Source organism: Duganella sp. (assembly GCF_039595735.1).
Taxonomy (GTDB): Bacteria; Pseudomonadota; Gammaproteobacteria; order Burkholderiales; family Burkholderiaceae_D; genus Rugamonas.
Map to the genome: position 1 here is coordinate 364,351 of NZ_JBCNLB010000002.1, position 24,426 is coordinate 388,776.

24 protein-coding genes and 1 tRNA gene are annotated in these 24,426 nt (G+C 62.3%); 10 read left to right on the forward strand and 15 right to left on the reverse strand.

Going from position 1 to position 24,426, the window contains the following annotated elements:
* Positions 1 to 60: 60 nt before the first annotated feature.
* Positions 61 to 1,491 carry a M20/M25/M40 family metallo-hydrolase gene (locus ABDW57_RS06720; protein ID WP_343729430.1) on the forward strand — a complete coding sequence of 477 codons (1,431 nt, stop codon included), beginning with the start codon at positions 61 to 63 and terminating at the stop codon, positions 1,489 to 1,491.
* A 59-nt stretch (positions 1,492 to 1,550) separates the two neighbouring features.
* Positions 1,551 to 1,790, forward strand: a complete 240-nt coding sequence (locus tag ABDW57_RS06725; RefSeq protein ID WP_343729431.1) for a hypothetical protein — start codon at positions 1,551 to 1,553, stop codon at positions 1,788 to 1,790.
* A gap of 11 nt (positions 1,791 to 1,801) precedes the next feature.
* Here ABDW57_RS06725 and ABDW57_RS06730 read toward each other — a convergent pair whose 3' ends face one another.
* Complete coding sequence (locus ABDW57_RS06730) at positions 1,802 to 2,461, reverse strand: hypothetical protein (RefSeq protein WP_343729432.1); 660 nt, start codon at positions 2,459 to 2,461, stop codon at positions 1,802 to 1,804.
* Positions 2,462 to 2,570: 109 nt separating this feature from the next.
* Between ABDW57_RS06730 and ABDW57_RS06735 the strand changes: the two genes are divergently transcribed.
* Positions 2,571 to 3,836 (forward strand): voltage-gated chloride channel family protein, encoded by a 1,266-nt coding sequence (locus ABDW57_RS06735; protein ID WP_343729433.1) that lies wholly within the window; start codon positions 2,571 to 2,573, stop codon positions 3,834 to 3,836.
* On the opposite strand, the gene ABDW57_RS06740 is transcribed toward ABDW57_RS06735, so the two are convergent.
* Positions 3,828 to 4,697 (reverse strand): DUF72 domain-containing protein, encoded by an 870-nt coding sequence (locus tag ABDW57_RS06740; RefSeq protein ID WP_343729434.1) that lies wholly within the window; start codon positions 4,695 to 4,697, stop codon positions 3,828 to 3,830. The two genes, ABDW57_RS06735 and ABDW57_RS06740, sit on opposite strands and share 9 nt — an antisense overlap.
* Positions 4,698 to 4,810: 113 nt before the next feature.
* Here ABDW57_RS06740 and ABDW57_RS06745 point away from each other — a divergent pair.
* Together ABDW57_RS06745 and ABDW57_RS06750 are read left to right on the forward strand one after the other, a co-directional pair.
* Positions 4,811 to 4,895 (forward strand) — tRNA-Leu (locus tag ABDW57_RS06745).
* Positions 4,896 to 4,935: 40 nt separating this feature from the next.
* Positions 4,936 to 5,109 (forward strand): hypothetical protein, encoded by a 174-nt coding sequence (locus ABDW57_RS06750; protein ID WP_343729435.1) that lies wholly within the window; start codon positions 4,936 to 4,938, stop codon positions 5,107 to 5,109.
* A 5-nt stretch (positions 5,110 to 5,114) separates the two neighbouring features.
* Here ABDW57_RS06750 and ABDW57_RS06755 read toward each other — a convergent pair whose 3' ends face one another.
* Positions 5,115 to 5,405, reverse strand: coding sequence for a hypothetical protein (locus ABDW57_RS06755; protein WP_343729436.1), 291 nt, complete (start codon positions 5,403 to 5,405; stop codon positions 5,115 to 5,117).
* A gap of 216 nt (positions 5,406 to 5,621) precedes the next feature.
* Between ABDW57_RS06755 and ABDW57_RS06760 the strand changes: the two genes are divergently transcribed.
* Positions 5,622 to 6,461 (forward strand): hypothetical protein, encoded by an 840-nt coding sequence (locus tag ABDW57_RS06760; protein WP_343729437.1) that lies wholly within the window; start codon positions 5,622 to 5,624, stop codon positions 6,459 to 6,461.
* Positions 6,461 to 8,650: an acylase gene (locus ABDW57_RS06765; protein WP_343729438.1), complete on the forward strand. Its 2,190-nt coding sequence runs from the start codon at positions 6,461 to 6,463 to the stop codon at positions 8,648 to 8,650. Before ABDW57_RS06760 ends, ABDW57_RS06765 begins: the two co-directional genes overlap by 1 nt.
* Here ABDW57_RS06765 and ABDW57_RS06770 read toward each other — a convergent pair whose 3' ends face one another.
* The 5 genes from ABDW57_RS06770 to ABDW57_RS06790 all read right to left on the reverse strand — a co-directional run bounded on the left by ABDW57_RS06770 (position 8,651) and on the right by ABDW57_RS06790 (position 12,319).
* Positions 8,651 to 9,037 (reverse strand): hypothetical protein, encoded by a 387-nt coding sequence (locus ABDW57_RS06770; RefSeq protein WP_343729439.1) that lies wholly within the window; start codon positions 9,035 to 9,037, stop codon positions 8,651 to 8,653.
* 17 nt (positions 9,038 to 9,054) lie between these two features.
* Entirely contained in the window at positions 9,055 to 10,227 is a 1,173-nt protein-coding gene (locus ABDW57_RS06775) for a PLP-dependent aspartate aminotransferase family protein (protein WP_343729440.1), read from the reverse strand.
* A complete protein-coding gene (locus ABDW57_RS06780; RefSeq protein WP_343729441.1) occupies positions 10,224 to 11,588 on the reverse strand; it encodes a pyridoxal-phosphate dependent enzyme in 1,365 nt (454 codons plus the stop codon). Before ABDW57_RS06780 ends, ABDW57_RS06775 begins: the two co-directional genes overlap by 4 nt.
* A gap of 60 nt (positions 11,589 to 11,648) precedes the next feature.
* Positions 11,649 to 11,948, reverse strand: a complete 300-nt coding sequence (locus tag ABDW57_RS06785; protein ID WP_343729442.1) for a DUF4148 domain-containing protein — start codon at positions 11,946 to 11,948, stop codon at positions 11,649 to 11,651.
* A 65-nt stretch (positions 11,949 to 12,013) separates the two neighbouring features.
* The gene (locus tag ABDW57_RS06790) at positions 12,014 to 12,319 is read right to left on the reverse strand and encodes a DUF4148 domain-containing protein (RefSeq protein WP_343729443.1); all 306 of its coding nucleotides are present in this window, start codon (positions 12,317 to 12,319) and stop codon (positions 12,014 to 12,016) included.
* A gap of 158 nt (positions 12,320 to 12,477) precedes the next feature.
* On the opposite strand from ABDW57_RS06790, the gene ABDW57_RS06795 reads away from it, so the two are divergent.
* Entirely contained in the window at positions 12,478 to 13,038 is a 561-nt protein-coding gene (locus ABDW57_RS06795; protein WP_343729444.1) for a thymidine kinase, read from the forward strand.
* Positions 13,039 to 13,048: 10 nt separating this feature from the next.
* On the opposite strand, the gene ABDW57_RS06800 is transcribed toward ABDW57_RS06795, so the two are convergent.
* Together ABDW57_RS06800 and ABDW57_RS06805 are read right to left on the reverse strand one after the other, a co-directional pair.
* Complete coding sequence (locus tag ABDW57_RS06800; RefSeq protein WP_343729445.1) at positions 13,049 to 15,199, reverse strand: ATP-binding protein; 2,151 nt, start codon at positions 15,197 to 15,199, stop codon at positions 13,049 to 13,051.
* 193 nt (positions 15,200 to 15,392) lie between these two features.
* Complete coding sequence (locus ABDW57_RS06805; protein ID WP_343729446.1) at positions 15,393 to 16,754, reverse strand: MFS transporter; 1,362 nt, start codon at positions 16,752 to 16,754, stop codon at positions 15,393 to 15,395.
* A 253-nt stretch (positions 16,755 to 17,007) separates the two neighbouring features.
* On the opposite strand from ABDW57_RS06805, the gene ABDW57_RS06810 reads away from it, so the two are divergent.
* Positions 17,008 to 19,239 carry an NADP-dependent isocitrate dehydrogenase gene (locus tag ABDW57_RS06810; RefSeq protein WP_343729447.1) on the forward strand — a complete coding sequence of 744 codons (2,232 nt, stop codon included), beginning with the start codon at positions 17,008 to 17,010 and terminating at the stop codon, positions 19,237 to 19,239.
* Between the two features lie 52 nt (positions 19,240 to 19,291).
* Here the strand turns inward: ABDW57_RS06810 and ABDW57_RS06815 are convergent, their stop codons facing one another.
* Positions 19,292 to 19,912, reverse strand: a complete 621-nt coding sequence (locus ABDW57_RS06815; protein WP_343729448.1) for a hydrolase — start codon at positions 19,910 to 19,912, stop codon at positions 19,292 to 19,294.
* 137 nt (positions 19,913 to 20,049) lie between these two features.
* Between ABDW57_RS06815 and ABDW57_RS06820 the strand changes: the two genes are divergently transcribed.
* Positions 20,050 to 20,583 (forward strand): hypothetical protein, encoded by a 534-nt coding sequence (locus ABDW57_RS06820; RefSeq protein WP_343729449.1) that lies wholly within the window; start codon positions 20,050 to 20,052, stop codon positions 20,581 to 20,583.
* Here the strand turns inward: ABDW57_RS06820 and ABDW57_RS06825 are convergent.
* The 4 genes from ABDW57_RS06825 to ABDW57_RS06840 form a co-directional block, all read right to left on the reverse strand.
* Positions 20,567 to 20,995, reverse strand: a complete 429-nt coding sequence (locus ABDW57_RS06825) for a copper chaperone PCu(A)C (protein ID WP_343729450.1) — start codon at positions 20,993 to 20,995, stop codon at positions 20,567 to 20,569. The genes ABDW57_RS06820 and ABDW57_RS06825 overlap by 17 nt on opposite strands.
* On the reverse strand, positions 20,992 to 21,603 hold the full coding sequence (locus ABDW57_RS06830) for an SCO family protein (protein ID WP_343729451.1): 612 nt from the start codon (positions 21,601 to 21,603) through the stop codon (positions 20,992 to 20,994). Before ABDW57_RS06830 ends, ABDW57_RS06825 begins: the two co-directional genes overlap by 4 nt.
* A 63-nt stretch (positions 21,604 to 21,666) precedes the next feature.
* Positions 21,667 to 22,026, reverse strand: a complete 360-nt coding sequence (locus ABDW57_RS06835; protein WP_343729452.1) for a DUF2946 family protein — start codon at positions 22,024 to 22,026, stop codon at positions 21,667 to 21,669.
* 64 nt (positions 22,027 to 22,090) lie between these two features.
* On the reverse strand, positions 22,091 to 24,100 hold the full coding sequence (locus ABDW57_RS06840) for a Cache 3/Cache 2 fusion domain-containing protein (protein WP_343729453.1): 2,010 nt from the start codon (positions 24,098 to 24,100) through the stop codon (positions 22,091 to 22,093).
* Between the last annotated feature and the right edge of the window lie 326 nt (positions 24,101 to 24,426).

Here is a 24,426-nt window from a genome sequence, read left to right on the forward strand (position 1 = left end):
AAGTTCATCACGATCGGTTATCGTTTCTTGCTACCCACCTTTTATCTCTACAGGAATCGCATGAAATCCGTCTTCCAGAAATCCATGTCGCTGACCGTGCTGGCCACAAGCCTGCTGTGTGTCGGCGCTAGCGCCGCTCCCAATGATGCCGCCACGCTGGGCCAGATCCGCGACAGCGCCATGAAAAGCGACTGGGCCTACGAGCGCCTGGCCGACCTGACCGATCTGGTGGGGCCGCGTCTGTCCGGTTCTCCCGGCGCTGCGGCCGCGGTGGAGCAGGTGGCGGAAGCGATGCGCAAGCTCGGTGCGAAAGTGACGCTGCAGCCGGTGAAGGTCCCGCACTGGGTGCGCGGCGCCGAGACGGCGGAACTGGTGGAATATACCGGCCGTCCGGCCGGCATTACCCAGAAAGTGGTGCTGACCGCGCTGGGCGGCTCGGGCGCGACGCCGGCTGCCGGCCTGACCGCGCCGGTGGTCATCGTGCGCAGTTTCGATGAGTTGAAGGCCAAGGGCGCGCAGGTCAAGGGCAGCATTGTGCTGTTTGACGTGGCGTTTGATCAGGAGATGGCCGATCGCGGCCACGCCGGCCCGGCTTATGGCCGCGGCGCGGGCTTCCGTTTTGCCGGTCCGAAGCTGGCGGCGGACATGGGCGCGGCGGCAGCGCTGGTGCGCTCGGTCGGCGGCGCCAACTACCGCATCCCGCACACCGGCGCCACCGGTGTGGTGGAGGGCGCGCGCATTCCCGCCGCTGCCGTCACGGCGGAAGATGCGATGCTGATGAGCCGTCTGTCGGCCCGCGGCCCGCTGAAGATGCATCTGACCCTGACGCCGCAAAACCTGCCGGAAGCCGATAGCTTCAATGTGATCGCCGATCTGCCGGGCACCGACAAGGCGGACGAGGTGGTGATTGTGTCCGGCCATCTGGATTCCTGGGATCTGGCCACCGGCGCGCACGATGACGGCACCGGCGTGGCCGGCGCCATGGCGGTAATCGATACATTGAAAAAGCTCAATCTCAAGCCGCGCCGCACCATCCGCGTGATCGCATGGATGAATGAGGAAAATGGCACGCGCGGCGGCAAGGCTTATTTTGACGCCAACAAGGACAAGCTGGATAAGCACTTTGCGGCGATCGAGTCGGACAGTGGCGGCGGCCGTCCATTCGGCTTTATCGGCAGCGTGACACCGCCGATGGTGAAGTATTTCGCGCCGCTGAAGGCTGCGCTGGAGCCGATCGGCGCCGGGATCTTTGAGCGTCACGACATCGCCGGCGCCGCCGATACCGGCCCGCTGGAGCGCGCCGGTGTGCCGGTGTTTGAGCCGCTGGTCGATTCCAGCGCCTACTTCAACTATCACCACACGCCGGCCGACACGCTGGACAAGGTCAGCCCGCTGGAACTGAAGCGCCACGTGGCGGTGATGACCGCGCTGACCTGGTATCTGGCCAATATGGAAGAGAATATCGGCCGCGTACCTGAACAGCAGGAGTGAAGCGGGCGGCAGCGGGTCGGCATTGGTGCTATGCTAAAAGCATGAGTAAGGAGGCCATCATGGACAAGCTTCATTACAAGGGCTGGGCGATCATTCCGACCGCGTTGCCGACTGCCGACCACAAATGGTCCGCCAGTTGCGACCTGGCGCGCGTCACTGCGGCTGGCGAAGAGGTATTCGAGGGCGCGACCATGCAATTTGTGCGCGCCACCGAAGATGAAGCCCTCGCCGCCGCCCGCAACGAGGCGTGCATTCAGATTGATAACATCATCGCCAATCCCACCACAAGGATGGCTTGAATGGCAGGTCGCTAGCCGTAAAAAGCCTTGGTAGCCAAGCTCAGGATCGCGAGTACGACAATGATCTGGCTGCCGATTAACCAGCGTATCTGGATGCTTAACTGGTGAATTGACGCTTCCACGCGGTCCAGGCGCTTATCGAATTGTTCGAATCGTTGGTCCGCCTGGTCGAACCGCTTATCTACCTGGTCGAACCGCTTGTCTGCCTGGTCGAGCCGCTTGTCTACCTGGTCGAACCGCTTGTCGACCTGGTCGAAACGCGCGTTGGTTTGGCCGAAGCCGCGGTGCATCTCTTCCTTAAGCTCAAAGCACCGTCGGTTCATCTCGTCTTTGAACTCGGTAAATCGCCGCTTCATGTCATCTTGAAATTCCGTAAACCGCCGATTCATTTCCATTTGAAACTCGGAAAAGCGGCGATTTACTTCGCCTTGGTGCTCGGCAAACCTTCGGTTCATATCGCCCTGAAATTCAGCGAATCTCCGGTTCATGTCGGTTTGCAGATGTTCCATCCGATTGAGCGTCGGCTCATTCTCGGCCTTGCTCTGGCGTAGTTCGCTCAGCTCGGTTTCTATGCGATTGAATCGGTCATTCATCTCGTTCTCCAGCGCAGCTAGCGCGGCGGCGTTGCTGTCGGATGTTTTTTCCAACGTGGTCAGGCGTTCTTCCATCATGAAATCGTCCTCCTGTCGAGCCGCCGGGGCGATGGCGTGCTGATAAGGTGTTAGACCTATTTGCCTGAGATTTGATCCGCCTCAGGGGATTTGTTAGTATCCGGTGCTGATGAGAAAACTATCCCGCCTCCCGGAACAAATCGCCTTGCTGCCGTATATCGGCAAATGGATACTGCTCGCCGGGTTGGTGGCGCTGCTGAGTGGCACGGCCTCCGCCTTCTTCCTGTTCGCGCTGGATTACGCGACCAACTGGCGTCAGACGCATCAATGGGTCATCTGGCTGCTGCCTCTGGCTGGTTTTGCGGTCGGCTGGGTCTACCTCAAGCTTGGCAGCAGTGTCGAGGCGGGCAACAACCTGCTTATCGACGAGATCCATGATCCGAAAAGCGTCGTGCCGCTGCGCATGGCGCCGTTGGTGTTGATCGGCACCGTGGTGTCGCACTGGTTCGGCGCTTCGGTCGGGCGCGAGGGCACGGCGGTGCAGATGGGCGGCACGCTGGCCGATCAACTGACCCACATTTTCCGCCTGCGCCACGCCGAACGCCGCATCGTGCTGATGGCCGGCATCAGCGCCGGTTTCGCGTCCGTGTTTGGCACCCCGCTGGCCGGCGCCATCTTCGGACTGGAAGTGTTGGCCATCGGCCGCATGCGCTATGACGCCATCTTCCCCTGCATGGTGGCTGCCATTGCCGCCGACCAGGTGGGCATGGCCTGGGGCGTGCATCATACCCATTACGCCATCAGCAGCATCACGCCGATTACCTTCTGGAGCGTGGCCGCCGTACTGGCGGCGGGCATCGTGTTTGGCTTGGTGGGCATGGCGTTTGCCAAATCCACCCATGCCGCATCGGCTTTCATGAAGCGCCACATCAGTTACGCGCCGCTGCGGCCGATGCTGGGCGGCGCCGTGGTGGCGCTGGCGGTGTGGTGGCTGGGTACGCGCTACATCGGCCTGGGTATTCCGGTGATCGTGGAGTCTTTCCAGCAGCCGGTGGCGCCCTGGGATTTCCTTGGCAAGTTCATTTTCACCGTGGGATCGCTGGGCAGCGGCTTCAAGGGCGGCGAGGTGACGCCGCTGTTCTACATCGGCGCGACACTGGGCAATGCGCTGGCCCCTTTGCTGCAACTGCCGTTTGCGCTGCTGGCGGGACTGGGCTTTGTGGCGGTGTTTGCGGGTGCCGCCAACACGCCGCTGGCCTCGACCATCATGGCGATGGAATTATTCGGTCCGCAGATCGGACCTTATGCGGCGCTGGCCTGCGTGGCGGCGTATCTGTTCTCCGGTCATAGCGGCATCTATCGCGCCCAGCGCGTGGGCACGCTCAAACACCGCTTGCCGCCGGTGGCGCGCGACCGCAAGCCGCCTTCAACGTAAGCGAGCCATCAGGCGTTGCGCGTCAAACGGCGCATGCACCTTGATGTCGTTATCGAAGTAGCAGTAGATGTCGCGACTGACCCGGTGCGGCAGGGCTTCCTGTGAAATCAGCCTGGCGTCGGATGGCTGGCTGCCGTTCGCCCAGGCCCTGATGCGCGCGGCCCAGTGGTCCAGCGTCGCATCGTTATAGCCGCTGGCGTACAACTCCTCCGCACCGTGCAGACGCAGATACATAAAGCTCGCGGTGACGTCCTCGTAATCGGGCCATTTGCCGGCACTGTCTGCCACCACCAGCGCCAGCTTGTACTTGCGCAGCAGCGCCACGAATGCCGGATCGTTGAAACTCTCGTGGCGCACTTCCAGCGCGTGGCGCAGCTTGTGATTGGCGTCGATATCCAATGCAACACGGCCGTTCATGCGCGGCTCGTGCTGCCGGGCCAGCATCTGCGCCTGTTCCAGATCGCGTGGCAGCAGCTGAAAGAAGCGCTCCAGCCGCTGCGCATCGAAACGGAAATTCGGCGGCAGCTGCCACAGGAACGGCCCCAGTTTCTCGCGCAGATTGAACACGCCGGACGCCATCACATTGGCCAGCGCCGGGCCGATATTCTCGCCCAGGCGCAGAATGTGCGTCAGGTAGCGGTTGCCTTTGTGAGCGAACACAAAGCCTTCCGGCGTCGCCTCGTACCAGGCCGCGTAGCTGGACGGGCGCTGCAGCGAATAGAAGGAACCGTTGAGTTCTATGGTCGGCACCGCGCGCGCGGCAAATTGCAGCTCGCGCGCCTGCGCCAGGTCCGGCGGATAAAACACGCCGCGCCATGGCTTGTAGCGCCAGCCGGAGATGCCGATGTAGATTTTGCCCATGCCCGACTATAATCAGATCGGGCAGCGGCGGGAGTACGGCAGCGCACGTAATCTGCTTGTCATGGTTGTCTGGCAGTTACGAGCGGTTCATGGCATAATATCGGGCTGTGTGGGCTCCGATGGTGAAATTGGTAGACACAGGAGACTTAAAATCTCCCACCGCAAGGTGTGCCGGTTCGATTCCGGCTCGGAGCACCACCTTCACAACTATCTTCAAAAAATGGCTTCCGAAAAAACCGTGAAATTCATCATCGCTGCTGCGATGGTCGCCGTGGTGTTGGGCGTAGCCGGCTATGTGCTGGTGTTCTGGCACAACTACAACGGCTGCCAGCAGCTGGAGGCGGAAGCGGCCAGGAACGGCAAGCCGATGTCCTGCGCAGACATCAAGGCCGCCGCCAAGGCCCGGCGCTAAATCTCTTACGTTCCTTCCACCAGTTTGAAGCCCGCCCACGACAGGGTGGTCACTTCCACCACCAGCACTTGCGGCTCTGGCTGGATGGTGCTGGCGAGACGGAACACGGCATCGCGCACTTCGTTGATGGTTTCGTTGCCACTATAGCAGTACTCGCCTTGTGGCAGGTAGTAACCCTTGCCGTCGTCCGACTTGATGGCGGCTGCGACGTTGAATTTTGCCAGTTCGACATTCAGGCGATCGAAAGTGTCGCCGTTGGCTGCGGGGTAAGAGACGCGGATGATGTAGTTAACCATGTTAAATCCTTATTGTTGAAGCCGAATCATGGCATAAAAAAACGCGCCGTAGCGCGTTTTTATTGAAGCCAGGAAAAAGAAAAGCCCCGGGCAGGCGGGGAACCTGTCGGGGCTTTTGGTCAATTGGCGGAGAAAGCTCGTTTGACTGGAGAAAAGTGTAACTTTGCTTTCTTAAAACTGCCTTAGTAAAATGCGGGACAGATTTGAAGGATAACTATGCAGATCAAGATTAATGAAGTGTTGCGTGCTTACATAGAGCCGCTGACCGAAAGTGAATACCAGGCGCTGGAGCGCAGCATCCTGACGGAAGGCTGCCGCGATGCGCTGGTGCTGTGGGAAGATGTGCTGGTGGACGGTCACAACCGCTACCAGATCTGCCAGCAGCATGGCATTCCCTTCAAGGTCACGGAAAACACCAGTTTCCGCAACCTGGAAGACGTCAAGCTGTGGATGATCGATAACAATCTCGGCCGTCGCAGCATTTCCGATTTCCAGCGCGGCGTGCTGGCGCTGCGCAAGAAGGAAATCATGGCGGCGCGCGCGCTGGAGCTGGCGGCCGAAGCCGCCGCCGAAGATGCCCGCATCGCGCCGCAGGAAGGCGAGGCCGCGCCGAAAAAGCCGGCGGCCATGCCGCTGGCTTCACGCGAGGACATCGCCCGCGCCGCCCGCTTGAGCACCGCTACCCTGGGCCAGATCGAAAAGATCCAGAAGACCGCGACGCCGGAGCTGGTGGAGGCGGTCCGCGCCGGCACCATCTCGATCAACGCTGCCGCCACGGTGGCGTCGCTGCCGGAAGAAGTGCAGCTGGCCGCGGTCGCCGGCGGCAAAAAGGAGCTGCAGAAGGCTGCCAAGGAAGTGCGCGAACTGCGCGCCGCCTCGCGGCCTGCCAAGGAACCGAAAGAGCCGAAAGCCGCACCAACGGTGGATTACGGCGATGTGCCAACCGACGTGGCCGAGCTGCGCGCCGAGAATATCGCCTTGCGCGAAAAGAATGCCGCGCTGCTGGAAGAGATCACCGTCCTGCAACGCCGTATTTCTGAACTGGTCAGCGCCTGATGCGCGCGCCCGTCGCTTTATCCTGCCTGGTGGCGGTGAGCGCTGCGGTGGCAGCGCCTGCAGCGCCGGTGGCGGGCGAACCGGCACGCCTGAAGGCCGCCGCCAAGCGCGTCACCATCCTGCGCGATAAGTGGGGCATCCCGCATATTTACGGCAAGACCGATGCCGATGCGGTATTCGGCATGGTCTACGCGCAGGCGGAGGATGACTTCCACCGCGTGGAGCTCAACTTCATCAACGCCATGGGGCGTCTGGCGGAAGTGGAGGGCGAGGCCGAGCTGTATAAAGACCTGCGCATGAAACTATTCATCAATCCGGATGAACTCAAGCGCCAGTACGCCATGGCGCCGGCATGGCTGAAAAAGCTGATGAACGCCTGGGCCGATGGCCTGAACTACTATCTGCAAACCCATCCTCAAGTAAAGCCAGCGCTGCTCACGCACTTTGAACCGTGGATGGCGCTCAGCTTCAGCGAGGGCAGCATCGGCGGCGATATCGAAACCATCGACATCAAGCAGCTGCAGGCGCTGTACGCCAATGGCGCCACGTTGCCGGTGCTGCTGTCGTCGAATGACCGCATCGACATGGACAAGGAGCCGGGCGGTTCCAATGGCTTTGCCATCGCACCGTCGAATACGAAGAACGGTCATGCGCTGCTGATGATTAATCCGCACACCTCGTTCTACTTCCGTCCCGAGATTCAGGTGCATAGTGAGCAAGGCCTGAATGCGTATGGCGCCGTGACCTGGGGCCAGTTCTTCGTCTACCAGGGTTTCAACGACCGCCTGGGCTGGATGCACACCTCCGGCGGCGGCGATGTGATCGACGAGTACCTTGAAACCGTCAGCGAAAAGGACGGGCAGTTGTTCTATAAATATGGCGACCAGCAGCGTCCGCTGAAAGCCGTGGACATCGCGCTGCCATACAAGACCAGGGACGGCATGGCCAGCAAGACGGTGCGCGTCTACTACAGCCACCACGGCCCCATTGTGCGCGCCAAGGATGGCAAGTGGGTGGCGGTGCGCCTGATGAACGAGCCGTTGAAGGCGCTGACGCAATCCTTCATCCGCACCAAAGCCCGCAACTACAAGGATTTCTACAAGTCGATGGCGTTGCGCACCAATTCGTCCAACAACACGGTGTACGCCGATGCCGACGGCAATATCGCTTACTTCCACGGCAATTTCATCCCGCGCCGCGATCCGCAATTCGACTGGAAGCATCCGGTGGACGGCAGCAACCCGGACACCGAATGGAAAGGCCTGCACGAGGTCAAGGAAACCATCACGCTGTTCAATCCAAAGAATGGCTGGATCCAGAACACCAACAACTGGCCTTACACCGCGGCCGGCGCCTACAGCCCGAAGGTGAAGGACTATCCGGCCTATATGTCGATGAATCCCGAGAACCCGCGAGGCATCCACGCCGTGCGCGTGCTGGAAAACAAAAAAGACTTCACCATCGACAGCCTGATCGCCGCATCCTACGACAATCAGCTGCCGGCCTTTGAGCCGCTGCTGCCGCAGCTGTTCGCGGCTTACGACGAGCTGCCTGCCGACGACGCCCGCAAGGCCGCGCTGGCGCCGCAGATCGCCGCGCTGCGCGGCTGGGACATGCGCTACACGCTGGAGTCGACCGCCACTTCGCTGGCGATTTACTGGGCGCAGGATTTGTGGACCACCTGGCAGCCGTCCGCCAAGGCCAGGGAAGTGCAGGTGCTGGATTACATTCAGGCCGCTATCACACCGAAGCAGCGCATCGAAGCGCTGGAACGCGCGACGGCCAGGCTGACCAAGGACTTCGGCAACTGGCAAACGCCTTGGGGCGAGATCAATCGCTTCCAGCGCCTGACCGGCGACGTGGTGCAGCCCTTCGATGACAGCAAGCCTAGCTTGCCGGTGGCATTCGCCTCGGCCAACTGGGGATCGCTGGCGGCGTACGGCATGACCTCGAAGCAGACCACCAGGCGCATTTACGGCGAGCGTGGCAACAGCTTTGTGGCGGCGGTGGAGTTCGGGCCGCGCATCAAGGCGCGCAGCATTCTGGCCGGTGGCCAGAGCGGCAATCCGGCCTCGCCGCATTTTGACGATCAGGCCGCGATGTACGCGCGCGGTGAGTTCAAAGATGTGCTGTTCTACAAGGCGGACGTCGAACAGCATCTCGAACGCCGCTACCATCCGGGCGAATAATCAGGGCTGCGGGAATTCAGCCTGCTCCGGGTGCTCGACCTGCGAGGTCTTGGCCCATTGCAGGTTCTCGACCTTGTTATTGCGGACGTTGCCGTCGCGGTGGCGGATGGCCGGCAGCTTGTTCGGATTCGGCAGGAAGGCCTCGGCCACCAGATCATGCACGAAGAACTCGCCCTCGCGCGAGCCGCCGCGCAGCTTGACCTTCAAGCCTTCAGGGTACAGCGTCGGTTTCAGCACGGTGACCTTGGAGCCGGCGGACAGCATCACGCGGCCGTCTTTCGAGACCTTGTAGTAGTCGCTGCCGACCACCGGCTTGGCGCTGGCGACCAGAATCGAGTAGGCGAAGCCGAGGGCCAGCACCGCGGCGATGAGAATTAAGTAGACCATGCGCCGAATAGTAGCAGCTAAATCGCGTCCAGCGAACGGCGAATATCGGCCTTTAAATCCTCTAAATCTTCAATTCCCACCGACAGGCGGATCAAACCATCGCCGATGCCCAGCGCCGCCCGTTGCGCGGCCGGGATGGAGGCGTGGGTCATCAGGGCAGGGTGCTCGATCAGGCTTTCGACGCCGCCCAGGCTTTCGGCCAGCGCAAACACCTCAAAGCTTTCGAGGAAACGGCGCGCGCCCGCCAGGTCGGTATTCAGGTCGATCGAGATGATGCCGCCGAAGCCCTGCATCTGGCGTTTGGCCAGCGCATGCTGCGGGTGCGATTCCAGGCCGGGGTAGAACACCTTGCGCACTTTTGGCTGCTGCTCCAGCCATTGCGCCAGCGCCAGCGCGCTGGCGCAATGGCGCTCCATGCGGATTGCCAGCGTCTTCACGCCGCGCAGCGCCAGGAAGCTGTCGAACGGGCCGGCGATGGCGCCGACGGAATTCTGCAGGAAGGCCAGTTGGTCGCGCCACGCCTGCTGGTGCGGTTCGCCGCCCACTACCGCAATGCCGCCGATGATGTCCGAGTGGCCGTTCAAATATTTGGTGGCCGAGTGCACCACGATGTCGAAACCATGTTCCAGCGGCCGTTGCACGATCGGGCTGGCAAACGTATTGTCGGCCACCGCGATGATGCCGCGCTCGCGGCAGATTTTGCCGATGGCCTGCAGGTCGGCCAGTTTGAGCATGGGATTGGTCGGGGTTTCGACCCACACCATTCTGGTTTCCGGCCTGAGGGCGGCCAGCAGGTTCTCGGGATTGGTCAGGTCGACGTAGGTGAAATCGTGGCCGGCGCTGCGGCGGCGCACGCGCTCGAACAGGCGGTAGGTGCCGCCATACATATCGTCGCCGGCAATGATGTGGGAGCCGGCGTCGGCCAGTTCCAGCACTGTCGATATCGCGGCCAGGCCGGAGGCGAAGGCGAAGCCTTGCGCGCCGCTTTCCAGATCGGCCACACAGCGTTCCAGCGCCCAGCGGGTGGGGTTGTGCGAACGGCCGTAATCCAGCCCTTTGTGCACGCCGGGACTCTCCTGCACGAAGGTGGAGGTGGCGTAAATCGGCGGCATGATGGCGCCGGTGGACGGATCGGGCGATTGGCCGGCATGGATCACGCGCGTGGCCAGGGCGGATTTTTTGTCGTTCATAACGTCCTTCGCAGATGGTTGAGCAGGTCGTAGCGGGTAATCAGGCCGTAGAAGGTGGCGCCTTCGGCCACCACGGCGGTCAGGCCGCGGTCCAGCGTGGAGCGCAGCGCGTGCAGATCGGATGACGGCGAGAGGATCTCCAGCCGGCGCGTCATGGTCGTGCCGACCGGATGATTGAAGCGTTCCGGTTGCGTGCCGACCGACAGCAGCAGGTCGGATTCATCGATGATGCCCACCAGCTGGCCGTTCGACAGCACCGGCAATTGCGCCACGTCGGCGGCGCGCATGCGGTTGAAGGCGATCATCAGCGTGTCGTCGGGCGTGACGCTGATGACTTCTCCGGCATCGAAGCGGCGGCCGATCAGGTCGCGCAGATCGTTATGGCGCGGGCGCTCCAGCAAGCCCTGGTCGCGCATCCAGCCGTCGTTGTAGACCTTGGACAGATAGCGGGTGCCGGTGTCGCACACAAAGCTGACCACGCGCTTGGGCGTGCTCTGCTCGCGGCAGTAGCGCAGCGCGGCGGCCAGCAGGGTGCCGGTGGACGAGCCGCCCGGGATGCCTTCTTCCTTCAGCAGGGCGCGCGCGGTGGCAAAGCTTTCCCGGTCGGTGATGGTGTAGGCCTGCGTCACCGCCGTCATGTCGGCAATCGCGGGAATGAAGTCTTCGCCGATGCCTTCCACCGCCCACGAGCCGCTGGTCCCGGAGACATGGCCGGTCTTCACGTATTCGGCAAGGATGGAGCCGGCCGGATCGGCCAGGATGAATTCCACCTGCGGCGCCACCTTGCGGAAATAGCGCGTCAAGCCGGTCAGCGTGCCGGACGAACCGACGCCGACCACGATGGCATCCACCTTGTGTGCCATCTGCTCCCAGATTTCCGGGCCGGTGGTGGTTTCGTGCGCCAGCGGATTGGCGGGATTGTTGAACTGGTCGGAATACCAGGCGCCCGGCATCTCGGCAGCCAGCCGCGCGGCGTAATCCTGGTAATACTCGGGATGGCCTTTGCCGACGTCGGAACGGGTGGTGCGCACCTCGGCGCCCAGCGCTTTCAGGTGCAGCACTTTTTCGGTCGACATCTTGTCCGGCACCACCAGCAGCACGCGGTAGCCTTTCAGCCGCCCGACCAGCGCGAGCCCGAGGCCGGTGTTGCCGGCCGTCGCCTCGATGATGGTGCCGCCCGGCTTGAGCAAGCCTTGCGCCTCGGCCGCCTCGATCATGGCCAGGCCGATGCGGTCCTTGATCGAGCCGCCGGGGTTTTGCGATTCCAGTTTAAGGAATAGCTGGCAAGGGCCGGTATCGAGACGGGTAATCTCTGCCAGCGGCGTCTTGCCAATCAGGGTGAACAAAGCGGGTGTACGCATTTTTGTCTCCTTGCTGCATTAAAAGCAAGTATGCGCCTTTTCCGCTCATGTTGCATTTCCTCAGGACGCGATGTCGTCCGAGACTTCCTTGTGGGTCTTGCGGTAGGCCGCCAGCTCGGCTTTGACTTCAGCACGGGTTTTCGGCTGGACGGCTGGCTGGCCGACGCGCGGGTCCGGGTACTGTTCACCATCGCGGACTTCGCCGCGCTGGATGGCGGCCAGGGTTTCCGCTTTCACTTCTGCGCGGGTTTTGGTCGAGACGAAGCCGGTATAGCCGGAATATTCGGTGGTTTCCTGTGCCGACACGGCAGCGGAAGCGAACAGGGCGGCGACGGACAGGGCGATGGCGATGTTTTTCATAATCAAGTTCCTTAAGCTGGTTTTAAGTTTGTGCTATTTAAGCGTATGCGATGTATGTGGCCGAATTATTGCACCGTGACGATGTCGTCCGACACTTCCTTGTGGGTCTTGCGGTAAGCGGCCAGTTCTGCTTTGACTTCAGCGCGGGTTTTGGCCTGGACTGGCAGCTGGCCGGCACGCGGGTCAGGATATTGTTCACCGTCGCGCAGTTCGCCGCGCTGGATGGCGGCCAAGGTTTCCGCCTTGACTTCGGCGCGGGTCTTGGTCGAGACGAAGCTGGTGTTGCCGGCGTATTCACCGAATTCCTGTGCCGACACGGCAGCGGAAGCGAACAGGGTAGCAGCGGTCACGGCGATGGCGATGGTTTTCATGGTAAGGCTCCTTTGGTTTTGTTGGCTGGGCGTGGTTGCCCGATGTGTGAATAATAAAGCGTATCCGATGTAATCGCAAGAGATTTATATCAATCGGCGCGATAGAATTTATTGATCGGGGGGCATATAATCGGCGCCTGACAACCAGAAGGTAAGCAGTGGCAAAACTTTATTTCCGATACTCTGCGATGAACGCAGGCAAATCCACCGCGATGCTGCAGGTGGCGCACAACTATGAAGAGCAGGGCCAGCAGGTGCGCCTGTTCACCGCCGCGATCGACGACCGCTACGGCGTCGGCAAGGTCACCTCGCGCCTGGGACCGCAGCGCGAGACCGAGGTGTTCGACAAAAACACCGACTTCCTGCAAACCGTGGACAAGAAAATTGCCTGCGTGCTGGTGGACGAGGCGCAGTTCCTGAGCAAGGAGCAGGTCAAGCAGCTGCACCAGCTGGCGCAGGTGCGCGGTGTGCCGGTGATTACCTACGGCCTGCGGTCAGACTTTCTGGGCGAGCCATTCCCCGGCTCGGCCTACCTGCTGGCGCTGGCGGACGATATCGAGGAAATCAAGAACATCTGTACTTGCGGCAAGAAGGCGACCATGAACATCCGCGTTGACGAAAACGGCAAGCGCATCAAGGAAGGCGAGCAGATCAGCATTGGCGGCAACGAAAGCTACCGCCAGGCCTGCGGCCGCTGCTTCTACAGCGAAATTCACTGACCCCGAAAAGCTAGCTCAGCGGCGCCGTGGCGCGCTGCAGGTCGGCCACCGTGGCCGGCTTGGTCAGGTGCAGATCGAAGCGGGCATCGTAGGCGCGCGCCACGTCTTCTTTCTGGCCGTAGCCGGTCAAGGCCACCAGCCGCAGTGCGGCATCGCCGGTTTCCGCGCGGATGGCGCCGGCCAGCGCGTAGCCATCCATGTCCGGCAGGCCGATGTCGAGGATGGCGACTTGCGGGCGTTTGCGGCGGATCTGGTCGAGCGCCTCGGCGGCCGTGTGGGCGATGCGCACCTCGTGACCCAGCAGCTCCAGCAAGGCGGCGCCGGCCAGCGCGGCATCGACGTTATCGTCGACCAGCAGCAATTGCATGCCGGCCGGCTGGTCCAGGGTGGTCAATGGCGCTTCCTCGACCGGTGCCGCGCACAGCGGCAGCACCACCTCGAACTGGCTGCCGGCACCGGCGCCGGCGCTGCGGGCGCAGACATGGCCGCCATGCAGGTCGACGATCTTGCGCACAATCGCCAGGCCCAGTCCGAGGCCGCCGCTGCGCCGCGCCAGCGACTGCGGCGCCTGCTGGAACGGTTCAAACACACGGGCAATCAAGTCTTCGCTCATGCCGATGCCGTTGTCGCTGACGGTCAGCCGCACCTGGCTGGCATCCGCATCCAGCGTGACCTCGGTGGCGCTGCTGCCAAAGCGCTCGGCGTTTGACAGTAAATTATTGATCACCTGCGCCAGGCGGCTGTCGTCGCCCTGGACCCAGACGGCGTCGGGCGTGTTCAGGGTAATTGGCTGGCCGGGCAGGGCGGCCACCGCGTGGCGCACCACGTCAGCCAGGTTGACCGCGCGTTTTTCCAGCTCCAGCTTGCCGGAAGTGATGCGCGAGACGTCCAGCAGGTCATCCACCAGGCGGCGCAGATGGTTGACCTGGCGCCGCATCACGCGCCGCTCCTTGCGGCTGGATGGTTCGTCGCGCAGATCCAGCAAATCCAGCGAGGTGACGATGGGGCTGAGCGGATTGCGCAGCTCGTGGCCCAGCACGGCCAGGAATTCATCCTTGGCGCGGCCGGCCTGGCGCGCTTCGGCCAGCGCGGTCTGGTGGCTGGACAGGGCGCGGTTGAGCGAATCGAGCAACTGCGCCCGTTCGATTTCCTGTGCCGTGCGCTGACGCTCGGCCTGTTCCAGCGCGTGGCCGATTTGCTGGATTTCCGTGATGGCCGAAGGCGCCAGCGCCAGCGGCGCGCCCGAGCCGAGCGCGGCGGCGTCCTGCTGCAGGGATTTAATGGTCGCCACCAGGCGGTTGGACAGCAGCGAGGCGGCGGCGATACAGGCCAGCAGCGACAGCACAATGCCCACGCCAAACACGCCCATGCGTTCAAAGGCGGCGGCGCGCAAGCCATCGGCCGGCTGGCCGACAATCACGGCCCAGCCGTAGCGCGAGCGCGTGGTGTAGCCGGTCGCCAGCGGCATGCCTTCGGTGGTGATGGCGTTGCCAAAACCTTCCGGTCCGGCGCGCTGCATCAGCGCGATCATTGATGGGCTGGGTTCGCCGCCGACCTTGCGTTCCTGGTTTTGCGAGCGCGCCACCAGCAGCCGCGTACTGTCGCGCACGGCAATCACGGCACTGCCTGGCACCTGCTGACGCGCGATCAGACGCACCATGCGGTCCGGCAGGATCACCGCGGTCAGCGTGTAACGCCGGTCGTTGGCGCCGGTGACCGCCACCCGCACCGGAAACGCCGCCCGCCCGCGCGGTCCGCGCGTAATGCTGCCAGCCACCGGCTTGCCGCTGGCGAGCAACTGCTGCAAGCTGCGCTGATCGACCACCCCTTGGGCGGGAGTGCCATAGTCGTCCATGGTACGGAACAGGATCTTGCCGCTGTCGTCGGTGAGGATCACGCCCAGCCAGTCGGGCTGCGTGGCGACCAGCCGGCTGGCGGTCCGGTAAAACGCCGCCAGGTCATTGGTTTGCAGCGAGGATGCACCACCCAAGCTGTTGAGCACGGTGACAGCGCTATCCAGTTCCGCATCGACCGCGCTGGACAGCGCGCGCGCCAGGTCCAGCATCCAGCGCTCCTGCTCGCGCTCCTTGTACTCGCCGGCCGCATGGATATTCCAGGCCCCCAGCAGCGCCAGCGGCAGTAGTCCGATTGCGGTCAACATGATCAGCACATACCGCAAGGAGAACGTCAGACGAGGCCGAGGAGGCATAGATAATTAAGCAATGTAAATTGGAATCCGACAATTTACAGGAAGATGGCATGTTTGTGCTGGCGTGCTCATCATCGGGAAGAAAAAAAGCCCACTCCGCAGAGTGGGCGTGGAATCGTTGAGGATATCAACGAGGAGATAAAGCTTAAGCGGCGTCGGCGACGGGATCGAGTTTGCGCATCACTGGCGTTTTGAATTCGAAGCGCTTGATCTCGCCCACCATCAGCAGATAGCACAGGATGGTCACCACGGCGTTGGCGCCGACGAACACCAGCGCGCCCGAGAAGGAGCCGGTTTTTTCCAGGATGTAGCCGATCACGATCGGCGTGGTGATGCCGGCGGTGTTGCCGAAGGTGTTGAACAGCGCGCCGCTCATGCCGCCGGCTTCCTTGGGCGAAGTGTCCGCCACCACCGCCCAGCCCAGCGCGCCGATGCCCTTGCCGAAGAAGGCCAGCGACATCACGGTGATCACCAGCCAGTCCGCTTCAACGTAATTGCAGATGATCATGGTGGTCGACAGCAGCATGCCGCACACGATCGGCGTCTTGCGCGCCACCGATTGCGATTTGCCGGCCTTGATCAGACGGTCCGAAATCACGCCGCCCAGCACGCCGCCGAGGAAGCCGGCCACCGCCGGCAGGGCAGCCACGAAGCCGGCCTTCAGAATCGTCATGTGACGCTCCTGCACCAGGTACACCGGGAACCAGGTCAGGAAAAAGTAGGTCAGGGTGTTGATGCAGTACTGGCCGATGTAGACGCCCAGCAGCATGCGATTGCCCAGCAACTGCCGGATGCAGGCCCAGGTGTCGAGCTTGGCGGTGGCCGCGACCTTGTTCTTGCTTTCCAGATCGACCAGCGCGCCGCCGGCTTCGATATAGGCGATTTCGGCCGCGTTGGCTTTCGGGTGGTCTTTCGGGCCGTACACGGTCTTCAGCCAGATGAAGGCCATGATGATGCCCAGGCCGCCCATCACAAAGAACACGCTCTCCCAGCCGAAGGAATGCACCAGCCAGCCCATGATCGGCGCGAACAGCACGGTGGCGAAATACTGCGCCGAGTTGAAGATGGCCGCCGCCGTGCCGCGTTCGCTGGTCGGGAACCAGGCCGAGGCGATGCGCGAATTGCCGGGGAAGGAGGGCGCTTCCGCCGCGCCGATCAGCAGGCGCAGGGTGAACAGCGCAGCCACCGCCGCCGCGCCGGTGAAGAAGCCGACGCCGCCCATCAGCATGGTGAACAGCGACCACAGGAAGATGCTGAAGAAGTAAGTGATCTTGGAGCCAAAGCGGTCGAGCAGCCAGCCGCCCGGCAGTTGCGCCAATACATAGGACCAGGCAAACGCGGAGAACACAAAGCCCATTTGCACCGGCGACAGGCCCAGCAGTTTTTTCAGCTCGGGGCCGGCGATGGCAATGGTGGCGCGGTCGGCGTAGTTAATGGTGGTTACAGCAAACAGGATCGCCAGGATCATCCAGCGGACGCGGGTGGCTTGAGGTTGAGGCGTGGTCATGCGGGTCTCCATACTTTTGGTGCGACGATCATAGCCTAGATATCAGACATCATACAACTGGATATCTGCTAGCGTTTCACTAGTAAACGTTTAACTTGTTGATTTTTAACACCGTGCACCAAGCGGGTGCGCACCTAAGTTGTATGATGACAAGAGAGCCCATATGCAAAGTGGCATCATTTGCACAAATAGGGGGGCAAAGGTTTAAAATAACGGGCGAATTACTCCACAGATCGTTTACGAGGGAATGAACATGGCATCACAAAAATCGAAGATCATCTACACGCTGACGGACGAAGCGCCGTTGCTGGCTACCTACTCCCTGCTGCCTATCATCAAGAAGTTCACGGCACCGGCCGGCGTCGAGGTGGTCTCCAGCGATATTTCGGTCGCTGCCCGCGTGTTGGCCGAGTTCCCGGAATTCCTGACGGACGAGCAAAAAGTACCAAACAACCTGGCTGAACTGGGCGCCCTGACGCTGAAGCCGGAAGCCAACATCATCAAGCTGCCAAACATCTCGGCCTCGGTGGCCCAGCTGCAAGCGGCCATCCGCGAACTGCAAGGCAAGGGCTACAAGCTGCCGGACTTCCCGGAAGATCCGAAGACCGACGAAGAAAAAGCCCTGAAGGCCCGCTACAGCAAGTGCATCGGCTCGGCTGTGAATCCAGTGCTGCGCGAAGGCAACTCGGACCGCCGCGCGCCAAAAGCGGTGAAAGAATACGCCCGCAAGCACCCGCACTCGATGGGCGAGTGGAGCCAGGCATCGCGCACCCACGTGTCGCACATGCACGCCGGCGACTTCTACCACGGCGAAAAGTCCATGACCCTGGACAAGGCCCGCAACGTCAAGATGGAACTGATTACCGATTCCGGCAAAACCATCGTGCTGAAACCGAAGGTCGCGCTGCAAGCTGGCGAGATCATCGACTCCATGTTCATGAGCAAGAAAGCCCTGCTGGAGTTCTACGAGAAGGAAATCGACGACGCCTACAAAACCGGCGTGATGTTCTCGCTGCACGTGAAAGCGACCATGATGAAGGTGTCGCACCCGATCGTGTTCGGCCACTGCGTGCGCATCTTCTACAAGGAAGCGTTTGAAAAGCACGCCAAGACCTTCGAAGAACTGGGCGTGAACGTCAACAACGGCATGGTCAACCTGTACGAGAAGATTGAAAAGCTGCCAGCGTCGCAGAAGGAAGAAATCCTGAAGGATCTGCACGCCTGCCTGGAACACCGTCCGAAGCTGGCCATGGTCGATTCGGCCAAGGGCATCACCAACTTCCACTCGCCAAACGACGTGATCGTCGATGCCTCGATGCCAGCCATGATCCGTATCGGCGGCAAGATGTGGGGCGCCGATGGCCGCACCGCCGATGTCAAGGCCGTGATGCCGGAGTCGACCTTTGCCCGTATCTACCAGGAGATGATCAACTTCTGCAAATGGCACGGCAACTTCGACCCGACCACCATGGGCACCGTGCCGAACGTGGGCCTGATGGCGCAGCAAGCCGAAGAATACGGCTCGCACGACAAGACCTTTGAAGTGCCGGAAGGCGGCACCGCCAACATCACCGATCTGGACACTGGCGAAGTGCTGCTGACCCAGACCGTGGAGCAGGGCGACATCTGGCGCATGTGCCAGGTGAAAGACGCGCCGATCCGTGACTGGGTGAAGCTGGCCGTGACCCGCGCCCGCAACTCGGGCATGCCTGCCGTGTTCTGGCTGGACCCATACCGTCCGCACGAAGCCGAAGTGATCAAGAAGGTGCAGGTGTACCTGAAGGAGCACGACACCAAGGGCCTGGACATCCAGATCATGTCGCAAGTGCGCGCCATGCGTTACACCCTGGAGCGCGTCTCGCGCGGCCTGGACACCATCTCGGTGACCGGCAACATCCTGCGCGACTACCTGACCGACCTGTTCCCGATCCTGGAACTGGGCACCTCGGCCAAGATGCTGTCCATCGTGCCGCTGATGGCGGGCGGCGGCATGTACGAAACCGGCGCCGGCGGTTCGGCACCGAAGCACGTGAAGCAGCTGGTGGAAGAAAACCACCTGCGTTGGGACTCGCTGGGCGAATTCCTGGCGCTGGCCGTGTCGCTGGAAGAGCTGGGCATCAAGGAAGGCAACGCCAAGGCGCAAATCCTGGCCAAGACCCTGGACGAAGCCACCGGCAAGCTGCTGGACAACAGCAAGTCGCCATCGTCGCGCACCGGCGAGCTGGACAACCGTGGCAGCCACTTCTACCTGTCGCTGTACTGGGCCCAGGCCCTGGCCGCGCAGACCGAAGACAAGGAACTGGCCGCGCACTTCGCGCCGCTGGCCAAGCAGCTGGCCGACAACGAAGCCAAGATCGTTGAAGAGCTGAACAGCGTGCAGGGCAAGGCCCAGGATATCGGTGGTTACTACTATCCGGATCCAGCCAAGACCGAAGCGGTGATGCGCCCAAGCGCCACCTTCAACGCCGCGCTGGCAACGGTGTAATACAAAAAAAGGCAGCTTCGGCTGCCTTTTTTTGTTGCCTGCCGTGGCCGGCCTATTGCGGCGTCAGCATCTGGCGCGCGTAGCGCAGGCCGACGCCGTAACCGCCGCCATTCTTTTCAATCACGGCGCGCGCGGCGTCGTACGTGTCGTGGCGGGTCCAGTCGCGCTGCAATTCCAGCAGCACCTGCAGCCAGCTGGTCGGCTGGGCGCCGTTGGCGGTCATGCGCTGCAGGGCCAGCTCGTGGCCGGCCTGCGTCAGTCCGCCACAGGCGTCGCCCACCACATAGCATTCATGGCCGGCTTCCAGCGCGCTCAGCACGGCAAAGCTGATGCAGGCTTCGGTCAGCATGCCGGAGAAGATCAATTTCTTGCGGCCGCTGGCCTCAATGGCAGCGCGCACGGCGTCATCTTCCCAGGCGTTCATGTTGCGGCGCTCCAGCACCGGATGGTCGGGCGCCAGCGCGTGCAGGTCCGGCAGCAGCGGGCCGCTGTAGACCTTGCTGGCCGAGGTGCTGATGACCATCGGCAGCGCGAAGGCCAGCGCGGTTTCCATCAGCGCCACCGAATTGTTCAGCAGTGTCTGGCGGTCCATCGATTGCACGCCGAACTGCAGGCCGGCCTGCTGGTCCAGCAGCACCAGCGCGCAATTGTGGGGAGTCAGTAAATCTTGCATGGTAGTTCTCGCAGTGTAGGGGAGGAGCGCGGATTGTAGGCGCGGCGCGGCGGCGGCAAATCCCTTGAACTGGCAGCCGCCGCCTCCCCCTTTGGGGGCAGATTTGACGGCGCACCGCGTCCGTGCGAGGATGCCGCATGAGCAGCCTGTTTGAATGTGGCGTGCTGGCGCCTTCGTGGTTTTGCGAGCACCGCGACCTCCTCCTTTATCTGGCGCCATCCCTGTTGCTGGCGCTGCTGATCCGTGCCTTATCGGCGCGGCATCCCTTCTTTTTCCTGTTTACTGTGGCCGGCACGATATGCCATGAACTGGCGCATTTCGTGGCGGGCCTGCTGACGGGCGCGCGCCCGGCCGCGTTCACGGTGATACCGCGGCGCGTGGGGCAGGGGTGGGAGCTGGGATCGGTGCGGCTGACACGGGTGCGCTGGTATAACGCCGCGCCGTCGGCGCTGGCGCCATTCCTGGTGGTGGTGCTGCCGTTTGTGGTGGCCTGGTGGCGCACGCGCACCGGCCTGAACTTCCAGTGGATCGACGTGGCGCTGGCGTTTGCCGTGGCGCCGCAATTCCTGGCGTGCTGGCCCTCGACCACAGACTGGAAGATCTCGCTGCGGTCGTGGCCGTATTTGCTGATTGCCGGCTTGGCCTGGTGGGCGGTCAGTGTGCTGCGTTGAGCGGTTTCACCGGCGCGTCCACCACCACCTTGCTGCGCACTTTCTGCGCGTCTTCAATCTCCAGCGTCAGCGGGACCTTGTCGCCATCTTTCAACGGTTGTTTCAGATCCAGCAGCATCAGGTGATAGCCGCCCGGCGCCAGCTTGACCGGTTTGCCGGCAGGCAGATCCAGTGCCGGGATCTGGCGCATGCGCATCATGTCGTTTTCCATCTTCATTTCGTGGACTTCCACCACGCCGGCAGCCGGCGAGCTGACGCCCACCAGTCTGACGTTTTGCGCCGAGGTCAGCGTCATGAAGGCGCCGGTGGCTTTTTGTGCGGCCACGGTGGCGCGCACCCAGGGTTCACCGACGGTGACCTGGGCCAGGGCTGGCAGGGCTGCCATCAGCAGCAGGGAGAGCAGTTTTTTCATTGGAAGAGTCCTTTCAGGAAGCCGGTTTCTTTTTTCGGGTTCATCAGCAGGCGCAGGTCGGCGGCGCATTGCTGGGCGGTTTGTTCGTGTTTCATGGCCAGGCGGATTTTGCCGCTGGCGTCGAAGGCGTAGGTGAGGGCGGTGTGGTCCATGGTGTAGGAACTGCCGCTTGGCACCTTGCGGTAAAAGATCTTGAAGTCCTTGGCCACCTTGGCGGTTTGCTCCAGGCTGCCGCGCACGGCGACGAAGCCGGGATCAAAGGCGCGCATGTATTCGGTCAGCAGCGGGCCGGTGTCGCGCTCCGGATCGACGGTGACGAAGACGACTTGCAGCTTGTTGGCGTCGGCGCCCAGCAGGCGCTTGATGTCCACCGCGCGCGCCAGTGTGGTCGGGCACACGTCCGGGCACTGGGTGAAGCCGAAGAACAGCAGCACCACCTTGCCCTTGAAGTCGCGCAGCGAGGCGGGTTTGCCGTCGGGGTAGGACAGCTGGTAATCGGGGCCGATGCTGGCGCCGGTAATGTCGATGGCGTGAAAACCGGCGGCGTGCGCCGTGCCTGCCAACCAGGGCAGGGCAGCCAACGACGACATGAAGATACGACGTTGCATAAAGAGTCCTGTCAAACGAGTGTTGCGGAGGCCGCCATGGGCGGCGGCGATATGGCAAGGCGATCAGGCGGCAGGCGGCGCGCGCGGCTGGGCGTCGGACCAGCTCAGTGCCAGTGCCGGGGCGGCGCGCTGCCATTGCGGATACGCGTCATGGCCGTCCAGCGTGACCAGCAAGCCGGCCGGCACAGGTGGCGGCGCTTCGCTGTTGGTGTGGGTTGCGCAGAATACGCAGTGTTTGAAGGCGTGCCCGGCGGGCTGTTTGCGCTCGCCGGCCGGCGGCGCTGCACTGCAGATCTCGCTGGCCAGCGGATCGGCAGTCCAGGCGGTCATTGCCTGGCCAATCGCCGGCACGCACAGGTTCAGCAAGATCGCGATGAAAACGATCAGGCTGGTCAGGCGCCGGTGCTGGAGGAGAGTGGGCATCCCGTCATTATAAATAAAAAAGGCCGCCCCCGTTTCCAGGGGCGGCCCGGTGGGCTGCCGATGCTTACTTCAGCGCCAGGCGGCGCTCCTGGCGCAGGGCGGGCTGGCTGCCCAAATTGAAGATGCGCACCACGTCTTCCAGCTCGTGGGCCTGGTCCTGCAGCGCTTGCGCGGCGGCGGCGGCTTGCTCCACCAGGGCGGCGTTCTGCTGCGTCACCTGGTCCATCTGGGTGATGGCTTCGTGCACCTGACCGATGCCGGCACGCTGCTCTTCGCTGGCGTGGCTGATCTCGGCCATGATGTCGGTCACGCGGCGCACGCTGTCCACCACTTCCTGCATGGTGGTGCCGGCCTGTTCCACCTGCTTGCTGCCGACTTCCACCTTGCTGACGGAATCGTCGATCAGTTCCTTGATTTCCTTGGCGGCGGTGGCCGAGCGCTGCGCCAGGTTGCGCACCTCGGACGCCACCACGGCGAAGCCGCGGCCTTGTTCGCCGGCGCGTGCCGCTTCCACCGCGGCATTCAGCGCCAGGATGTTGGTCTGGAAGGCGATGCCGTCGATCACTGAAATAATGTCGGCAATCTTGCGCGACGACGCGGTGATCGAGCCCATGGTGTCGACCACCTGCGCCACCGCTTCGCCACCCTTGGCGGCGATGCCGGATGCGGCCAGCGCCATCTGGTTGGCTTGCGACGCGTTCTCGGCGTTCTGGGTCACGGCCGTGCTCAGCTGCTCCATCGAGGCGGCGGTTTCTTCCAGGCTGGAAGCCTGTTCCTCGGTGCGGCCCGACAGGTCCAGGTTGCCCTGGGCGATTTCGCTGGACGCGGTGGTGATCTGCTCGGCGCCGCGGCGCACCTGGCCCACCACGCCGGACAGATTGTCGCTGATGTTGTTCAGCGAGCGCAGCACCAGGCCGATTTCATCCTTGTTGTCGATTTCCAGGTGCACATCCAGGTCGCCCTTGGCGATGCGGTCGGCGGCCTCGGTGGCGCGCGCCAGCGGACGCGACACCACCGAGCGCACCAGCAGGAACAGCACCACCGCAAACAGCGCCAGTGCCAACAGGCCGAGCAGCGCATAGCGGTTGCGCAGCTGGCCGGCTTGCTGGGTGATTTCGGCGCTGTAGGTGCCGCCGACGATCAGCCAGTTCCACGGCTTGAAGGTGCGGAATTCCACCATTTTTTCGTGCGGGGCATCACCTTCCTTGTCGGCCCACTCGTAGGTCAGGCCGCCTTCTTTGGCTTCCAGCATTTCCTTGATGAAGGCGCGGCCGTCGGCGCTCTTCAGCTCCAGCACGTTCTCGCCTTCCTTGGTCGGGTGCACCAGTTGCACGCCTTGGTTTTTGCCCGGCGCGGCGTTGACGACGTAGATGTAGCCGGTGTCGCCAATCTTGATGGCCTTGATTTTCTCCTTCAGCATGGCCATGTTCTTGGAGATGTCGAGGCCGATGAACAGCACCCCGATGACCTTGCCGCTGCCATCCTTGATCGGGTCGTACTGGGTGATGAATTGCTTGCCGAACAGGGTGGCCAGACCGATGTAATTGTTGCCGGCGCGCAGCAGCGGGTAGCTCGGGTGGGCGTGGTCCAGCTGGGTGCCGACGGCGCGCTCGCCGTTTTCCTTCTTCAGCGAAGTGGTCACGCGCACGAATTCTTCGCCGCTGGCGGCAAAGATGGTGACGATGACGCCGGTTTCGTTGGTGAATTTGTCCGGGATGCTGAAGTCCATGTTCAGCGTTTTGCCAGCGTGCTTGAGCGACGGCGTCGGCTTGCCGCCGATGTCGATGGCGGCGGCGGGATCCAGCGTGAACTGGCCCTCGCCGAACTGGGAGGCGAACAGGCGCGCAAAACTGGACGCTTCATTCATCATGGCGGTGTTGAACACTTCCACCGTGTTGCTGATGCCGCCCAGGGTGTTGGCGACATTGGCTTTGGCGCGCTCTTTCAACATGGCCGAGGTGCTCAGATTGATCAGGGTGAGCAGGATGGCCAGAATCACGGTAATCAGGCCGAAAGTAAAAACGGTAATCTTGCTACCGACACCCCAGTTGCGGGGATTCATTATTGTTTTCATGGATCTTCTTCGAGAAAAGGTGCTGCGGTTGAGGTCGCTCGGAATCGAGCGTGCTCCGGAGGCGATGGAGCACTGCCAAGGCAAGTGGGCACTGCCGCTGTGGATTGCGCAGGCCGTCAATTGAAACTAAGACCGGAATGATAGCATATTTTTGCCGTTAAGCAACAAAAATGTACACCAACTCGAAAGATTTCTATTTATAAAACAATGACTTGTGACGAAAGTTGCATTTTAATAAGTATTTCTACGTAGCAAAACTGGCTTAAGCGAAGTTTCGTTTCAGCTACCCTTAAGCTTAGCCAGAGAAACTCTGAAATACCAGCCCC

Bases quoted from the DNA above. Each gene is read 5' to 3' on its own strand.
- ABDW57_RS06720 (WP_343729430.1), top strand. From the start codon at position 61: ATGAAATCCGTCTTCCAGAAATCCATGTCGCTGACCGTGCTGGCCACA.
- ABDW57_RS06725 (WP_343729431.1), top strand. From the start codon at position 1,551: ATGGACAAGCTTCATTACAAGGGCTGGGCGATCATTCCGACCGCGTTG.
- ABDW57_RS06730 (WP_343729432.1), bottom strand. From the start codon at position 2,461: ATGATGGAAGAACGCCTGACCACGTTGGAAAAAACATCCGACAGCAAC.
- ABDW57_RS06735 (WP_343729433.1), top strand. From the start codon at position 2,571: ATGAGAAAACTATCCCGCCTCCCGGAACAAATCGCCTTGCTGCCGTAT.
- ABDW57_RS06740 (WP_343729434.1), bottom strand. From the start codon at position 4,697: ATGGGCAAAATCTACATCGGCATCTCCGGCTGGCGCTACAAGCCATGG.
- ABDW57_RS06755 (WP_343729436.1), bottom strand. From the start codon at position 5,405: ATGGTTAACTACATCATCCGCGTCTCTTACCCCGCAGCCAACGGCGAC.
- ABDW57_RS06760 (WP_343729437.1), top strand. From the start codon at position 5,622: ATGCAGATCAAGATTAATGAAGTGTTGCGTGCTTACATAGAGCCGCTG.
- ABDW57_RS06765 (WP_343729438.1), top strand. From the start codon at position 6,461: ATGCGCGCGCCCGTCGCTTTATCCTGCCTGGTGGCGGTGAGCGCTGCG.
- ABDW57_RS06770 (WP_343729439.1), bottom strand. From the start codon at position 9,037: ATGGTCTACTTAATTCTCATCGCCGCGGTGCTGGCCCTCGGCTTCGCC.
- ABDW57_RS06775 (WP_343729440.1), bottom strand. From the start codon at position 10,227: ATGAACGACAAAAAATCCGCCCTGGCCACGCGCGTGATCCATGCCGGC.
- ABDW57_RS06780 (WP_343729441.1), bottom strand. From the start codon at position 11,588: ATGCGTACACCCGCTTTGTTCACCCTGATTGGCAAGACGCCGCTGGCA.
- ABDW57_RS06785 (WP_343729442.1), bottom strand. From the start codon at position 11,948: ATGAAAAACATCGCCATCGCCCTGTCCGTCGCCGCCCTGTTCGCTTCC.
- ABDW57_RS06790 (WP_343729443.1), bottom strand. From the start codon at position 12,319: ATGAAAACCATCGCCATCGCCGTGACCGCTGCTACCCTGTTCGCTTCC.
- ABDW57_RS06800 (WP_343729445.1), bottom strand. From the start codon at position 15,199: ATGTTGACCGCAATCGGACTACTGCCGCTGGCGCTGCTGGGGGCCTGG.
- ABDW57_RS06805 (WP_343729446.1), bottom strand. From the start codon at position 16,754: ATGACCACGCCTCAACCTCAAGCCACCCGCGTCCGCTGGATGATCCTG.
- ABDW57_RS06810 (WP_343729447.1), top strand. From the start codon at position 17,008: ATGGCATCACAAAAATCGAAGATCATCTACACGCTGACGGACGAAGCG.
- ABDW57_RS06815 (WP_343729448.1), bottom strand. From the start codon at position 19,912: ATGCAAGATTTACTGACTCCCCACAATTGCGCGCTGGTGCTGCTGGAC.
- ABDW57_RS06820 (WP_343729449.1), top strand. From the start codon at position 20,050: ATGAGCAGCCTGTTTGAATGTGGCGTGCTGGCGCCTTCGTGGTTTTGC.
- ABDW57_RS06825 (WP_343729450.1), bottom strand. From the start codon at position 20,995: ATGAAAAAACTGCTCTCCCTGCTGCTGATGGCAGCCCTGCCAGCCCTG.
- ABDW57_RS06830 (WP_343729451.1), bottom strand. From the start codon at position 21,603: ATGCAACGTCGTATCTTCATGTCGTCGTTGGCTGCCCTGCCCTGGTTG.
- ABDW57_RS06835 (WP_343729452.1), bottom strand. From the start codon at position 22,026: ATGCCCACTCTCCTCCAGCACCGGCGCCTGACCAGCCTGATCGTTTTC.
- ABDW57_RS06840 (WP_343729453.1), bottom strand. From the start codon at position 24,100: ATGAAAACAATAATGAATCCCCGCAACTGGGGTGTCGGTAGCAAGATT.